Consider the following 14,535-nt stretch of genomic DNA (forward strand, 5'->3'; position numbering starts at 1 on the left):
TGTTTCCGCGGATGGCGCCCTCCGCGAACCTTGCACACAGTATACAAAGGGGCTCGGGCACGGTGCAACCGTTTTGACATAACTGCCCGTTTTTGCAGCATATTCCTGTTCTCGGCTACTCCAGGGGGAAGAGCAGCCTCAGGTTGAACACCTGATTTTCCACCGAGATATCCATCTCGCCGCCGTACTTCTGGGCGATCATGCGGATGCTCTTCATGCCGAAGCCGTGGTACTGCTTGTCCGCCTTGGTGGTGACGGGCAGGCCGCCGGAGAACTGGGGCGTCTGGGGGCAGTAGTTGTAGAACTGGAGGGACACGAACATGCCCTTGCGCTTGGCGATGATGCCCACCACCCGCTTCTCCTCGTCCTCCACCTGGGAGAGAGCCTCCACCGCGTTGTCGATGGCGTTGCCGAAGAGGGAGTAGATGTCCTGCTCTGCCATGAAGGACATCTCCCCGCCGTCCACGATGCAGGTGAGCTTGATGTGGTTCTTGTTGCACATGAGGCTCTTCTCGGTGAGGATGACGTCGATGGTCTTGTTGCCCGTCTCCACCGCGGAGTCGTAGATGGAGATCACGTCCTCCATCTCCCGGATGGACGCCTCGTCCAGCGAGCTGCTCCGGCCGATCTGGCGGATCTGGTGGCGCAGATCGTGGCACTTGACGTTGATGAAGTCCAGGTTTTCCTTGAACATGTCGTACTGCTTTTTCTCCTGCTCGTAGAGGCTGTTGACCGTGTCCAGCTCCCGCTCCAGCTGCCGCTTGGACAGCAGGGAGAACTGGACGTACAGGGCCAGGAGGCAGCAGAGGATATTGTAGATGGAGGCCACGCTCACGTAGAAGGAGTTGTTGTTCTCGTAGCTGTAATAGGTGACCACCGCGCTGATGACCACGTCCACCAGCACCACCAGGGCCACCAGCACCAGCATGGAGGTGCTGCGGATGCGCAGGTCCTCGTTTTTCCGGATCATGGAGCCGAAGGTGATGGTCATGAGCCAGTAGACGATGCAGTAGGCGTCCACGTACACCAGGGTGAGGAACAGCCCGGACAGCCGCGCAGCGCTCTCGCCGTACACCTCCACAGGCAGCCCGGCGTTGAGGCCGGTGACCACCACAATGAAGTTGTACAGCTCAAAGGCGATATGCTGCACCGTGTATGCCGCCACGGCACAGAAGAACACGTGGAGGAAGGGCTCCCGGAAGCACAGCATCAGCGCCCCCACCGACACGGCGAACAGGGCGAAGAAGAGCACCGAGCTGTACAGGGCGTTGTACCCGAAGATGGGCGCGGCCACCGAGGCGGCCATACACAGCAGGGCCGCCAGGGCAAAGCGGACGGGGTAGTGGTCCTTTTTCTTCAGGCGGAAGGTGAAGAGAAATTCGGCCGCCAGAATCTCGGCCATAAAGACCGACTTGTACCAGAACAACTGGGTCACTTCATACATGGCTATTCAATGCTCCCGATGTACTCATTGAGCGCGCTGAGGAAGGGCTTCCGCCTGGCGTGGCTGATGGCCAGCCAGTCCTCCCCCACCAGCACGCTGAAGTCCTTTACCTGCCGGACATAGCGCAGATTCACCAGGTAGCAGCTGTTGCACTTGGCAAAGGTCTTCTCCGGCAGAAGGGGCTCGATCTTCTTCAGAGAGCCGTATCCGGTGTAGTTGCGCTCCCTGGTATGGTAGGTCACCTGGTGCTGCATGACCTCGATGTAGGTCACCTCCGAGCACTTCAGGCACACCACCCCGTTCTCCGTGGGCACCACCAGCTCCCGCTCCTGGCGGCTCTCCAGCCGCTTGACCGCCCGGTCCAGCTTGATGGAAAAGGGGAAATAGGTCACCGGCTTGACGATGAAGTCCAGGGCGTCCACCTCGTAGCCCTTCACGGCAAAGTTGGCCATGTTGGTCACAAAGATCAGGATCACGCTTCTGTTCATCTCCCGCAGGCGGCGGGCGGCCTCCATGCCGTCCAGGCCGGGCAGCTCGATGTCCATGAATACCAGGTCGAAGCTGGCCTTGTAGCCGGTGAGAAAGTCCAGCGCATCGTTGAAAATAACGCTGTTGCAGACGAGCCCCTGCTCCTGGGCGTAGCGGTCCAGATAGGACACCAGCAGCCCCGCGGCCTGCGGGTCGTCCTCCACGATGGCAATGTTCAGCATCCCCGTTCCCCCATTTCCTCGTTTTTCTCCCGCCATGCCTGGGCACAGCCTCTTACCGGGCTATTATTCTATCACGCCCGCTTCTCACAGCGCAAACCTTTTTTCCCTTCTCTCCTCCCCCTGGGAGAAAGGCCTTGCTACACCCGCCCCCACTTTGCTATACTTACCTCACAGAGAGGAGGGCGCTCTATGGCCTTTGAGATTGTGAAATACTTTCCCGGCGGCACCAGCATCGGCTTCACCGAGGACAGGAACGGACGCTGGTGCGTCCAGGAGCGGGTTTTTCTCTGGACCCGGCGGCCCACCAGCGGGAGCTGCCTTGTCCGGCTCTCGGAGCTGGCCCAGCGGTACGGCCGGGACAAGGTCATGGCGGACTTTGTCACTGTGTACGGCGCGGTGGGCGCCAAGCCCGCCCGCGGGGATCTGCTCCCCAATGACGCCGTGCTGGAGCTCATCACCCGCCTCTCCTCCGCCTACACCGCCGCTCCCGGGGACAGCGTGCGGGCGGACAGGCTCTTCACCACCCTCTACCTGATCATGATCGCCCGGGAGAACAGGGCCGGAGACGCCCTGGGCAAGCGCGCGGAGCGGCTGGGGGCCCATCTGGTGCTGGAGGAGGGGCGCACGCCGGAGGAGGCGACCGCCTTTTCCGCCGGGAAGACGCCCCAGGACCTCAGCGCCCTGTGCCAGTCCTACGGCTTTTAAGGAGGAACATCATGTCAATCCACTGGAATCTTCCCGCCCGGATCCCCGTCCTGCTGGACGGCGACCCGGGCCATGACGACGCCATGGCCTGGATGCTGGCCAAGGCCTCGCCCGCCCTGGACATCAGAGGTATCACCTCCGTCTGCGGCAACCAGGCCATCGAAAAGACCACCTACAATGCCCTGCGGGTCATGACGCTGCTGGGCATCCACGCGCCCATGGCCAAGGGCCGCCCCGGCCCGCTGGTGGCCGAGCCCATGGCGGCCCCCAGCGTCCACGGGGAGTCGGGGCTGGACGGCCCCGCCCTGCCCGAGCCTGACCGGGAGCCGCTGTCCTGCTCCGCCGCCGAGCTGATGGCAAAGGTTCTGGCAGAGAGCAAGGAGCCGGTGTACCTGGTGCCCACCGGGCCCCTGACCAATGTGGCCTCCCTGCTCCTGTCCCACCCGGAGCTGAAGGAGAAGATCGGCGGCATCTCCCTCATGGGCGGCGGCATCTCCCACGGCAACTGGACCCCTGCCGCCGAGTTCAACATTCTGGTGGACCCGGAGGCCGCCGACATCGTGTTCCGCTCCGGGGTACCCATCACCATGGCCGGGCTGGACGTGACGGAAAAGGCCCTCATCTTCCCCGAGGACTTTGAACGGGTGCGCTCCGTGGGCAACCCGGTGGCCCTGATCGTGGCGGAGTGGCTGGTGTTCTTCTACCGCTTCCACCGGGAGAAGGGCTACGCCGGCGCCCCCGTCCACGACGCGGTGGCCGTGGCCGCTCTGGTGGCCCCGGAGCTGTTCACCGTGGAGGAGATGCACGTGGACATCGAGGTGGCCGGGGACTACACCCGGGGCGCCACCGTGGGCGACCGGTACCACATCACCGCCGCCGCCCCCAACGCCCGGGTCATCACAGGCGTGGACCGGGACGGCTTTGCCGACCTGCTGGTGGCGGCTGTGAAAACCTATGGGGAGGGACAGGCATGAACAGGAAACCCGTTATCATCGACTGCGACCCGGGCATTGACGACGCCATGGCCCTGCTGGCCGCCTTCCGGGCCCCTGAGCTGGACATCCGGGCCATTACCCCCGTTGCGGGCAACGTGCCTCTGCACTATACCGCCCCCAACACGCTGAAGATTCTGGCCCTGGGCGGACGGGAGGAGATCCCGGTGTACCCCGGCGCGGACCGCCCCCTCACCGGCCAGGTCCGGGAGGCCAGCGAGGTCCACGGCGCCGACGGCCTCATGGGCTGGCCCATGCCCGAGCCCAGGTCCGTGCTCCGGGAGGAGAAGGCCTGGGACGCCATCTACCGGGAGGCCCGGGCGCTGGAAGGCCGGCTGGAGATCGTGGCCACCGGTCCCCTGACCAACCTGGCCATCGCCTTGGCCAAGTACCCCGACCTGCCCCAATATGTCAAAAAGCTGACCGTCATGGGGGGCGGCGCCTGCTTCGGCAACGCCACGCCCGCCGCTGAGTTCAATATCTACGCCGACCCGGAGGCCGCTGAGATGGTATTCCGCGCCGGAATCCCCATTGCCCTGTGCGGCCTGGACGTGTGCCACCGTGCCCACCTGACGGAGGCGGAAGTGGCCCAGCTGGAATCCTTCGGTACGGTGCAGGCCGCCTTCTGCGCCGCGCTCAGCCGTCAGGAGCTGTCCTGGGCCGTGCCCTACGGCACCCCCGGCGCACCCATGCACGACCCCTGCGCCATGCTGTGCGCCATTGACCCCACCCTGTTCCACTCTGTCCACTGCTGGGTGGGCGTGGAGCGGGCCGGTACTTACACCCGGGGCAAGACCGTCACCGACGCCTTCAGCGACGCCAAGCGCACCCCCAACACCGATCTGGTGCTGGACGTGGACCGGCCCAGGTTTGTCCGGCGGCTGCTGGACCTGTTGAGCGAATACGGAAGATAATCAAAAAAAGGAAGGATCTCTGTGAATACCGCGCGGATTGATCGTGTATTGGAAAACATGGAGCGGGCGGGGCTGGAGCAGATCATCGTCACCTCCACCGCCTCGGTCTACTATCTCACCGGCTACTGGGTGGAGCCCATGGAGCGGATGCTGGCCCTCTATCTCCGCCGGGGCGCTGCCCCCGTGCTCTTCGGCAACGAGCTCTTCGCCCTCCAGCCCCAGGAGGGGCTGGAGCTGGTGCTCCACACCGACAGCGACGACCCCACTGCCCAGCTGTGCGCCGCTCTGGCCCCCGGCGCCCTGGGTGTGGACAAGTTCTGGCCCAGCAAGTTCCTCATGGCCCTGCTCACCGCCCGGCCCGACGTGCGCCCCGTGCCCGGCTCCGCGCCGGTGGACGACGCCCGCACCTGCAAGGACGCCGACGAGATCGCCGCCCTCCGCGCCGCCTCCCGCATCAACGACCAGGTGGTCACCGCCGCCATCGCCGCCCTGAAGGAGGGCGTGCGGGAGGACGAGATGGCCGCCCTGGTGGAGCAGCTGTTCCGGGACCACGGCGGCGAGCGGTCCTCCGAGGGGCAGCTGGTCTGCTTCGGCCCCAACGGCGCCGACCCCCACCACGGCCCCAACGGTACCCGCCTGAAGGCGGGCGACTCGGTGGTGCTGGACCTGTTCAACCCCATCGGCCGCTACTGGTGCGACATGACCCGTACGGTGTTTTTCCGCTCTGTCAGCGACGAGGGCCGCCGGGTCTATGAGACGGTCAGGGCCGCCAACGCCGCCGCCGAGGCCATGATCCGCCCCGGCGTGCTGCTGTGCGACGTGGACCGTGCCGCCCGCTCGGTCATTGAAGACGCGGGATACGGCCCCTACTTCACCCACCGGTTGGGCCACGGCTGCGGCCTGGAGTGCCATGAACCCCCAGACAACAGCCCGGTGAGCATGGCGCCCGTCCGGCCCGGCATGGTGTTCTCGGTGGAGCCGGGCATCTACCTGCCCGGGAAACTGGGGGTGCGCATCGAGGACCTGGTGCTGGTCACCGAAGACGGCTGCGAGGTGCTCAACCACGCCGGGAAAGAACTGCAAATCGTGTGAAAAAGAGGTGGAGAGCGCTGCTCTCCACCTCTTTTTATGTGTTCTGGTTCTGCCAGTCCGCCGGATAGACGAAATAGAGGAACCGGGCGTGCCCCGTCACAGAAAAACGGATGGCGCTGCCCCTGGGGATATAGATGACCTCCCCCGGCCCGGCGGACACGGTGCCCCGGTCGGTCCGGATGTCCAGCCGCCCCTCAATCACATAGTCCATCTCGTCGTAGTTCAGCTTCCAGGGGAAGGTGGTGTCGGTCATCTCCATGATGCCCGCACCCAGCCGGGGGCTTTCGTCAAGCGTGAACAGGTCCCGGGTGTATACCCTGTCCCCTGCCCGGCCGGTGTCCATCCGGTGCTCCTCCGTCACCCGCAGCTGGGGCACGGGAACTTTTTTTACCGTCTCCCCCGATGCCTCTCCCAGCTTTTCCAGCAGCACCTGGCGTACCAGGGCCTCCAGCGCCTGTTTATCCACGGTTTGCCTCCTTTCTGGTCAGCACCATGGCCACCGCCACGGCGGACACGCCGCCCACCAGCTTGCCCACGATCATGGGAAAAATCATGGACGAGTCAAAGCCGGCGGTAAAGCCCAGGTGGTCGCCGAACACAAAGGCGGCGGACACGGCGAAGGCCACGTTGATGACCTTGCCCCGGTGGTCCATATCCTTCATCATGCCGAACATGGGGATGTTGTTGGCCAGAGTGGCCACCAGACCGGCGGCGGCCATGTCGTTCATGCCCAGCAGGTGACCCAGCTTCATCAACGGCTTGCGGAACACCTTGGTGATGACGTACACCAGGGGGAACGCTCCCGCCAGCACCACGGCGATGTCGCCCACCACGGTGAAGCCCTCCTCGATGGGGGTGAGGCCGGGCAGGATGGTGATGGGGGTCAATTTCTGGACGATGGCAATGGCCAGGCCCACGGTGATGAGGATGACCACTGCCCGGCCGAACACCTGAAAGCCCTTCACCATGCCGCCCGGGATCTTCCACAGGCCGATGGCGATGAGCACGGCGATGAGGACGATGGGGATCAGGTTGCGCAGCACCATGCCGATGTTAAACCCGGCGGCCAGGCCCCCCACCAGAGCGCCCAGGGGGATGGTGACCACCCCCGCCAGCACGCCGGAGGCCAGGGCGGGCCGGTCCTCCTTTTGGATGATGCCCAGGCCCACGGGGATGGTAAACACGATGGTGGGCCCCAGCATGGCGCCCACGATGAGCCCGCCGAACTGCCCCGCCTCCTCAGTGAGGGCCAGCTCTTTGGCCAGGGGCGCGCCGCCCATGTCGTTGGCCAGAATGGTGCCCACGAACATGGCCGGGTCGGCCCCCAGGAACTGGTACACCGGCACCACCACCGGCCGCAGCACGTCGGCCAGCACCGGCGCCAGGCAGATGATGCCGATCATGGACAGCGCCAGGGCGCCCATATTCAGAATGCCCTCTTCAAATTTCTCCCCCAGGCCGAAGCGGTTGCCCAGAATCCGGTCCACCGCGCCCAGGACCATGAAGAGGACCATTAGATAGATGATGATCTCGTTGATGGACAAATTCATTGCCCCTTTCCTGTTCTCTCAGGGCTAGGTCTGGTCCACGATGCCCACCACGGCGGCGTCCACCGGGGCGTCCTTCCCGGCGGCCACACGGGCCGCGCCGCCGGTGGCCACCAGCACCCGCTCCCCCTCCCCCGCGCCCACGCAGTCGGCGCAGATGAGGAGCTGTTCCCCCACCCGGACAGTGAGAAAGGACTTGCCCAGCAGACCGGGGGACTTCTTGGTGGACCAGATGTTACCCTCTACCGTACCCAGCAGCACGGCCGCCCCCTCCTCTCCGGATACCCAGCTCCCGCAGCTCCCGCTCCATGGCGGTGAAACGGATATAGATCCCCCGCTCGGCGGTGCGGGCGTATTGCTTGTACTCCAGGGCCCCGTCGGCCAGGTAGACCCGCCGCCCCTCCAACAGGGCCAGCAGGACGGTCCGCTCCTCCTCCGTCAAGGCCACGCCCAGGGAGAGCAGTGCCATCTGCTCGATGGGGAGGCGGGTGATGATCAGGTCTCCGCCCCGCTCCTCCAGCGTCACAGGCCCTCTCCCCCTGTCACGGGGATGGCCCGGTCTCCCTTGCGGAAGCCGCAGGCGTTGGCCTCGTCGTAGTCCAGGTGGACGGCAGTGGAGAATTTGGGGGAAATGCGCACCTCCACCGCTTCAAAGGTGACGGGCCGGCTGGTGAGGGTGCGGAGCCGGATGTCCTGCTTGTCGGACAGGCCCCATCGCGCCGCATCCTGGGGCGTCATGTGGATGTGCCGCTTGGCGGCGATGACCCCCTGCTTCAGGGTGATCTCCCCCGCCGGTCCCCGGAGGATAATGCCCGGCGTACCGGCTGTGTCTCCTGAGATGCGCACCGGCGGCGCAATGCCCAGAGATACCCCGTCGGTGAGGGAGATCTCTACCTGGCTCTCGGGCCGCTCGGGGCCCAGCACCACCACGTTGCTCAGCTGGCCCTTGGGCCCCACCAGCGTCACCCGCTCGCTACAGACGAACTGTCCCGGCTGGGACAGTCCCCGCACCTTTTCCAGCCGGTGGCCCGGTCCGAACAGGGCCTCCACATGGGCCCGGCACAGGTGGACATGCCGCCCGCTGGCCTCCAAAGGCACGGTCAGCCGCTCCACCACCGCCTCCGCCAGCCGTTCCAGCGCTGTGTGTTCCATTTACTTCACCTCCCGGGGGTACTTCCCCGCCTTGAGCTTGATCATCATGATCCACATCAGGGAGGACAGGCGGTTGAGCCCCAGGATGATGTCCGTCCGCTCCACGCCGCCGGCGTCCCGGAAAGCGGCATAGGCCGCCAGCTCGGTGCGCCGAACCACGGTGCGCACCTTGTTCACCGCCAGGATGGCGGGGGAGTCGGTGTAGTGGGGCATGAAGTGGGGCTGGCCCAGGTATCTGTCCGGGTAGTGGGAGTACTCCCGCAGCTCATCCGGGCCGTACCCGCACAGTCTGATCTCCCCCACCGGCTCGTCCAGCACGTCGAAGCGGATGAACCGCCGCACAAAGGCCAGCACCTCCTCCAGCTCCTCCGCCAGGGCGGGATAGCCCGCCCCGGCGCAGGTCTGCTGGGCCAGGAGGATTTCCGCCTCCAGGCTGTCGATGCAGCCCCGGAAGGCGATGCGGGGGTGGTCCTTGTCCACCAGAATATTGCCCTTCAGGTGGGTCATGTGCTCCGGCTTCTCGGCCAGCACCGCCCCGGACAGAGTGCGGTACTTGGGGCGCTGCCCCGTCTCCCCGGAATTGCCCTGGGGGTAGACCACCTCCACCCCCTTCTCTCTCAGCCAGTCCCGGGCGGCGGGGGTGAGGACCTCCCCCGCCCGCACCACCACCGGGCCCCGTGCGCCTCCGTTCGACATCCGGCGCACGTCCTCCTCGGTCAGCAGCGCCATGGCTTACTGCCCGTCGTACTCGCCCTTGCCGTGGGGCAGGACGGAGTCCACCTCGGCGTGGGGGCGGGGGATGACGTGGACGCTCACCAGCTCGCCCACCTTCTCCGCCGCAGCGGCGCCCGCGTCGGTGGCCGCCTTGACGGCCCCCACGTCGCCCCGGACCATCACGGTCACCAGGCCGCCGCCCACCTGCTCCTTGCCCACCAGCTGGACATTGGCCGCCTTCACCATGGCGTCCGCCGCCTCAATGGCGGCCACCAGGCCCCGGGTCTCCACCATACCAAGTGCATTCGTATTTGCCATTTTCCTGTCTCCTTTTCCGTTTTGCGCCCCGCTCCGGGGACGTTCTGTATGATTCCCACTCTGGGGCACGCTCTGCCCCTCGGGTGTTTTTTCCACATCCGGCCGGCCCATGGTGGAAACAGCCGCCTTCCTGCTCTCGGGCCGGGCGGCGTTCTCCCGCTTTGCGCGGGCCTTTTTTTCCACTTTTTCCTCCGCCGCTCTCACCGGCATGTGGGGCGCGCCTCCCACCGTTCCGGCCGGTTCGCCGTTGAGGGCGGTCACCGGGTGCTCCATGGACTCCTCCCCCTCCGCCCCGGCGGGCTTGGCCGCCATCAGGCTGTTGGTCAGGTTCTGCACCTCCTGCAAAAGGTGCTCCTGGGGGTTGAGCAGCACGCCGTCGGCGTTGACCTCGCTCATACGTTCAGCCTCCTCATGATCAGGCGCACCAGCTCGTCCATGGCGGCGGCGTCAACTGTCCCCCGGGTTCCCGCGTCCGCCCGGCAGGCCTGGCCGCCCCGGAGGTCCTCCAGCTCTTTGACGCCCCAGGCCACCCGCTTGATGTTGATGAGGTCCAGGGGGCCGATGTTGTTGGAGCTGGAGGAGCCGCCCACTGCGCCGCAGCCCAGGGTGAGGGCGGGGAACAGGCAGGTGCTGGCGCCGATGCCGCCCAGGGAGGAGGGCGTGTTCACCAGCACCCGGCTGGCGGGCACGGCGGCGGCGAACTTCTTCACCACGTTCTCGTCCTCGGCGTGGATGGAGAAGGTGTGGCCCGCGCCCTCCCACTCCAGAATCTCCACGCACCGGCGGAGGGCGGCCTCCTCGTCGGGTTCCACATAGAGGGCCAGAATCAGCCCCAGCTTCTCGTTGGAGTAGGGGTAGCCGGGGCCCACGCCGGTCTCCCGTGCCACCAGCACCCGGGTACCCGCCGGGATGCCGGTCAACCCGGCCAGTGCGGCCACCTGCTCCACACTCTTGCCCACAATGGCCGGGTTCATGGTGCCGTTGGGCCGGAGGATGCACTTGGACAGGGCCTTGTGCTGCCCGTCGCTGAGGATGCAGGCCCCCTGGCGCGTCAGCTCCGCCGTAACGGTGCTCTCCATCTCCCGGGTGACCACGATGCTCTGCTCGCTGGCGCAGATGGTGCCGTTGTCAAAGGTCTTGGAGTCCAGAATCCGCTTCACCGCCATGGGCACGTCTGCGGTGCGGTGGATATAGGCCGGGCCGTTGCCCGCGCCCACGCCGATGGCCGGGGTGCCCGAGGAGTAGGCCGCCTTGACCATGGCCCCGCCGCCGGTGGCCAGGATGAGCCGGGTGTCCCGGTGCTTCATCAGGGCGCTGGTGGCCTCCATGGTGGGGGTGGAGATGCAGGAGATGCTCCCTGCGGGCGCCCCCGCCCCCTCCGCCGCCCGGCGGACCACCGCCACCGTCTCCCGGATACAGTTGAGGGCGCTGGGGTGGGGGGAGAAGATGATGGGGCTGCCCGCCTTGAGGCAGATCATGGCCTTGTAGATGACGGTGGAGGTGGGGTTGGTGGAGGGCACCAGCCCGGCCACGATGCCCACGGGCACGCCGATGTCGATGATGCGCTTCTCCCGGTCCTCGGCCAGGATACCGATGGTGCGCTCGTTTTTGATGGCCTCGTAGAGGGTGAGGGCGGCGAAGCGGTTTTTCAGCTCCTTGTCCTCCTTCCTGCCGAAGCCGGTCTCCTCCACCGCCATGGCGGCCAGCCGCCCGGCGTGTTCCGCGCCCGCCGCCGAGATGGCGGCCACAATCTTGTCGATCTGGGCCTGGTCCATCCGGGCCAGTGCCCGCTGGGCCTCTTTGGCCGTCTTAATCAGGTCCCGGACCTCCTGGACCGACTGTAAATCCTTATCCAGCTGCATGGAATCCCTCCTATATTTCCCGGGGTCTGGCCGCTACCGCCTTTACCGCCTCAGCAAAGGCGGCGCAGGCGGCGTTGCAGGCGCTCTGGGTGCCGGTGAGCAGGCCGCCGCCGAAGTTGGTCTCGCTGGGCGGCGCATAGAAGGCCGTCAGCTCCACGTCCGCCGCCTTCAGCGCCTCGTCCAGCCCCACCACCGCCTCCAGAGGCGGGGCGATGAGATAGGCCAGTGCCTCCCCCTCGGCCACCCCAGCCGTCTGGGACAGATAGGTGCCCGTGCGGGAGACAGTGTGGGCAAAATACACCACCGAGCCGTCCTCGTTGGCGGAGCGGAAGCCGCCGGCCTCCTGGAGGAAGGCCACCGCCGCCCGCAGGCCGCTCTGGACCTCCGCCGGGTTGGGCCCGGCCAGGATGCCGATGACCTCGCCCGCCAGCTTGGTGGAGGCGTTGGCCGCGCCCGCGTACAGGCTCCGGCCGTACACCACCTCCACGGCGGCGGCCTTGGTGGCCTCGTCCAGGGCGCAGTAGGTCATGTCGTCGCAGTCGGTGGTAAGAATGCCGATGGAGCGGTGGCCGTCGGGCAGGGCCAGCTGCCTGGCCAGCCCCTCGCTGACGTTGGCGATGGTGTGGGTGGCCAGTACCTTGACCGGAATCAGTTCATCAATCATGGTTTCGCCCCCTTACAGCTTCAGATCAATGCCGGAGGCTTTCTTCTCCAGCATGGTGTGAATCAATTCGGCAATATGAGCTCCTGCTTCTACCGCAGTCGTTCCCTGGCGGTGGATGTTGGAGACCACGGTGCGCTTGGACTCGGGGATGCCGATGTGGGGCTGGTAGGTGAGATAGGCGGACATGGACTCGGCGGTCACCAGTCCGGGCCTCTCCCCCACCAGCATGCACACCACCTCCGCGCCGGTCAGGTCGCCGATGTGGTCGGAGGCGCCCACCCGGCAGAACTTGACGAACAGAGCCGGGCCAACCTCCAACCCGTAGGCCTTCAGGCCACCCCGGATGGCTTCCAGGCAGTCCAGGGCGTTGGCCTCGATAGCGGCGGAGCTGAGGCCGTCCCCCACCACCAGGGCTACCCTGGGCTTCTGTCCCAGGGTCTGGCGGATGATGGCCTGGTTGGCCTCGTCAAACCGGCGGCCCTTGTCGGGCCGGGTCAAATACTCGTCCTTATCCTTGCACAGGGTCTGCACCGGCACAAAGCCGCCCTTCTTTACAAATGCCTCGTCCACCATGGAGAAGCAGGAGTCCTGGGCCGCCGCGTGGTCGGCCCGGAAGCGGAGCATGGTGGCGGTCTTGTACCGGGCGCCCGCCCGGCCCAGGCCGATGCGTGCGGGGGTCTTCTGCTTCAGGTCCAGAAATGCCCTCCCGTTTCTGGGGTTGTCCACCAGATACTGCCGCCGCAGGTCGGTCTGGGTGATATCCGGGATGGCCGCGGCAGGGTCAATGTTCCTGGCCGCCGGACGGGTCACCCCCTGGGGCTCCATGGGGTGGTAGTCGCTCCCCTTCACCTGGGGTGTGGGTGCCTGTCCGGCAACCTCGGCGATCATGCGCTCAATGAGGGCGCGCAGTTCCTTATCGTTCATATCGTCCTCACAAACTCCATATTCTTCGCCCCGCCGTAAACGGCAGGGCTCATTCATTCCGTTGTTCGTCCTCCCCCCAATGAACCCACTTTCGCTGGGCTTCGTTGGGGACCCCAGGGCCTCCTTACCCCAGCAGCACGGAGCCGTCCCCGGCCAGCTCGGTCAGTTTTCCGTCCCGCACAAAGCCCATCTTCTCCAGCCAGTCCTGGAAGGGCTTGATGGCGGTCAGGCCGAAGAGCTCCCGCAGGGCGGCGGTCTCGTGGAAGCCGGTGGTCTGGTAGTTGAGCATCACGTCGTCGCCGTGGGGGATGCCCATGAAGTAGTTGCACCCGGCGGCGGTGAGGAGGACCGCCAGGTCCTCGATGTCGTTCTGGTCGGCCTTCATGTGGTTGGTGTAGCAGGCGTCGCAGCCCATGGGCACGCCGGTCAGCTTGCCCATGAAGTGATCCTCCAATCCAGCCCGTATTACTTGCTTGGAATTATACAGATATTCGGGGCCGATGAAGCCCACAACCGTGTTCACCAGGAAGGGCTGGAACCGCTTGGCAAAGCCGTAGCACCGGGCCTCCATCACCACCTGGTCGGCGCCGTGGTGGGCCTCGGAACTGAGCTCGGAGCCCTGGCCGGTCTCAAAGTACATCACGTTGGGGCCGGTGGCGGTGCCCTCCCGGAGGGCCAGCTGCCGGGCCTCCTCGATGAGCTTGCCGTCCAGGCCGAAGGCCTCGTTTCCCTTCTGGCTGCCCGCGATGGACTGGAAGATCAGGTCGCAGGGCGCCCCCTGCCTCACCGCGTCCATCTGGGTGGTCACGTGGGCCAGAACGCAGATCTGGGTGGGGATCTCCCAGCGGGTGCGGATCTCGTGGAACCGGTCCAGCACCCGCCGCACGCTCTCCACGCTGTCGTCCACCGGGTTGAGGCCCAGCACCGCGTCCCCCGCGCCGAAGGTCAGGCCCTCCAGCAGGGAGGCCATGATGCCGTCGGGGTCGTCGGTGGGGTGGTTGGGCTGGAGGCGGCAGGACAGGGTGCCCTCCTCGCCGATGGTGGTGTTGCAGGTGGCGGTGACCCGCAGCTTTCTGGCCGCGTAGATCAGGTCCAGGTTGCTCATAATCTTGGTCACGGCGGCGATCATCTCGGCGGTCAGGCCCCGGGAGATGCGGCGGATGTCCGCGCCGGTGTGCTTCTCGTCCAGCAGCCACTCCCGCAGCTCGGACACGGTCCAGTTGCGGATTTCGCCGTAAATTTTCTCGTTCACATCGTCCTGGATGATGCGGGTGACCTCGTCCTCCTCATAGGGCACAGCGGGGTTCTCCCGCAGGTCGGACAGCAGCAGGTTGGCCGTCACCACTTTGGCCGCCACCCGCTCCTCGGCGTTCTCGGCGGCAATGCCCGCCAGCCGGTCCCCCGACTTCTCCTCGTTGGCCTTGGCCAGCACGTCCTTCACCGATTGGAATGTATACACATGGCCGTGCAGGCTGGTTTTCAGTATCATAATCTGTT

At 66.0% G+C, this 14,535-nt stretch carries 17 protein-coding genes; 4 read left to right on the plus strand and 13 right to left on the minus strand.

From position 1 onward, the window contains the following. Positions 1–115: 115 nt before the first annotated feature. On the minus strand, positions 116–1,444 hold the full coding sequence (locus Q0K23_RS06415; RefSeq protein WP_294519449.1) for an ATP-binding protein: 1,329 nt from the start codon (positions 1,442–1,444) through the stop codon (positions 116–118). Between the two features lie 2 nt (positions 1,445–1,446). Next, the gene (locus Q0K23_RS06420) at positions 1,447–2,154 is read right to left on the minus strand and encodes a LytTR family DNA-binding domain-containing protein (RefSeq protein WP_294519451.1); all 708 of its coding nucleotides are present in this window, start codon (positions 2,152–2,154) and stop codon (positions 1,447–1,449) included. 189 nt (positions 2,155–2,343) lie between these two features. Here Q0K23_RS06420 and Q0K23_RS06425 point away from each other — a divergent pair, with 189 nt between their 5' ends. Genes Q0K23_RS06425 through Q0K23_RS06440 form a run of 4 tightly spaced genes read left to right on the plus strand, consistent with a single transcriptional unit; the run spans position 2,344 to position 5,857 of the window. Beyond that, a complete protein-coding gene (locus Q0K23_RS06425; protein WP_294519454.1) occupies positions 2,344–2,859 on the plus strand; it encodes a DUF7004 family protein in 516 nt (171 codons plus the stop codon). An 11-nt stretch (positions 2,860–2,870) separates the two neighbouring features. After that, positions 2,871–3,833, plus strand: a complete 963-nt coding sequence (locus Q0K23_RS06430; RefSeq protein ID WP_294519456.1) for a nucleoside hydrolase — start codon at positions 2,871–2,873, stop codon at positions 3,831–3,833. Next, positions 3,830–4,765, plus strand: a complete 936-nt coding sequence (locus tag Q0K23_RS06435; protein WP_294519458.1) for a nucleoside hydrolase — start codon at positions 3,830–3,832, stop codon at positions 4,763–4,765. Before Q0K23_RS06430 ends, Q0K23_RS06435 begins: the two co-directional genes overlap by 4 nt. 21 nt (positions 4,766–4,786) lie before the next feature. Further along, positions 4,787–5,857, plus strand: a complete 1,071-nt coding sequence (locus Q0K23_RS06440; RefSeq protein ID WP_294519460.1) for a Xaa-Pro peptidase family protein — start codon at positions 4,787–4,789, stop codon at positions 5,855–5,857. Between the two features lie 34 nt (positions 5,858–5,891). Here the strand turns inward: Q0K23_RS06440 and Q0K23_RS06445 are convergent, their stop codons facing one another. From Q0K23_RS06445 to Q0K23_RS06495, 11 genes are all read right to left on the minus strand, one after another. After that, positions 5,892–6,323: a cupin domain-containing protein gene (locus tag Q0K23_RS06445; protein ID WP_294519462.1), complete on the minus strand. Its 432-nt coding sequence runs from the start codon at positions 6,321–6,323 to the stop codon at positions 5,892–5,894. Further along, a complete protein-coding gene (gene eutH / locus Q0K23_RS06450) occupies positions 6,316–7,401 on the minus strand; it encodes an ethanolamine utilization protein EutH (RefSeq protein WP_294519531.1) in 1,086 nt (361 codons plus the stop codon). The genes Q0K23_RS06445 and eutH overlap by 8 nt, the downstream gene beginning before the upstream one ends. Positions 7,402–7,431: 30 nt before the next feature. Beyond that, entirely contained in the window at positions 7,432–7,665 is a 234-nt protein-coding gene (locus tag Q0K23_RS06455) for a EutN/CcmL family microcompartment protein (protein ID WP_294519464.1), read from the minus strand. Beyond that, the gene (locus Q0K23_RS06460) at positions 7,640–7,930 is read right to left on the minus strand and encodes a hypothetical protein (protein ID WP_294519466.1); all 291 of its coding nucleotides are present in this window, start codon (positions 7,928–7,930) and stop codon (positions 7,640–7,642) included. Before Q0K23_RS06460 ends, Q0K23_RS06455 begins: the two co-directional genes overlap by 26 nt. After that, entirely contained in the window at positions 7,927–8,556 is a 630-nt protein-coding gene (gene pduL, locus Q0K23_RS06465; RefSeq protein ID WP_294519468.1) for a phosphate propanoyltransferase, read from the minus strand. Before pduL ends, Q0K23_RS06460 begins: the two co-directional genes overlap by 4 nt. Next, positions 8,557–9,252: an ATP-binding protein gene (locus Q0K23_RS06470; protein ID WP_294519470.1), complete on the minus strand. Its 696-nt coding sequence runs from the start codon at positions 9,250–9,252 to the stop codon at positions 8,557–8,559. 36 nt (positions 9,253–9,288) lie between these two features. Next, a complete protein-coding gene (gene eutM, locus Q0K23_RS06475; RefSeq protein ID WP_148319385.1) occupies positions 9,289–9,588 on the minus strand; it encodes an ethanolamine utilization microcompartment protein EutM in 300 nt (99 codons plus the stop codon). A gap of 392 nt (positions 9,589–9,980) precedes the next feature. Next, the gene (locus Q0K23_RS06480; RefSeq protein ID WP_294519472.1) at positions 9,981–11,450 is read right to left on the minus strand and encodes an acetaldehyde dehydrogenase (acetylating); all 1,470 of its coding nucleotides are present in this window, start codon (positions 11,448–11,450) and stop codon (positions 9,981–9,983) included. A 10-nt stretch (positions 11,451–11,460) separates the two neighbouring features. Further along, a complete protein-coding gene (gene eutL / locus Q0K23_RS06485; protein WP_294519475.1) occupies positions 11,461–12,114 on the minus strand; it encodes an ethanolamine utilization microcompartment protein EutL in 654 nt (217 codons plus the stop codon). Between the two features lie 12 nt (positions 12,115–12,126). Beyond that, positions 12,127–13,038 (minus strand): ethanolamine ammonia-lyase subunit EutC, encoded by a 912-nt coding sequence (gene eutC / locus Q0K23_RS06490; RefSeq protein ID WP_294519478.1) that lies wholly within the window; start codon positions 13,036–13,038, stop codon positions 12,127–12,129. A gap of 124 nt (positions 13,039–13,162) precedes the next feature. Further along, positions 13,163–14,527, minus strand: a complete 1,365-nt coding sequence (locus Q0K23_RS06495) for an ethanolamine ammonia-lyase subunit EutB (RefSeq protein ID WP_294519481.1) — start codon at positions 14,525–14,527, stop codon at positions 13,163–13,165. Positions 14,528–14,535: the final 8 nt, after the last annotated feature.

It is taken from the genome of uncultured Pseudoflavonifractor sp. (assembly GCF_944387275.1).
In the GTDB taxonomy this organism is placed as follows: domain Bacteria; phylum Bacillota; class Clostridia; order Oscillospirales; family Oscillospiraceae; genus Pseudoflavonifractor; species Pseudoflavonifractor intestinihominis.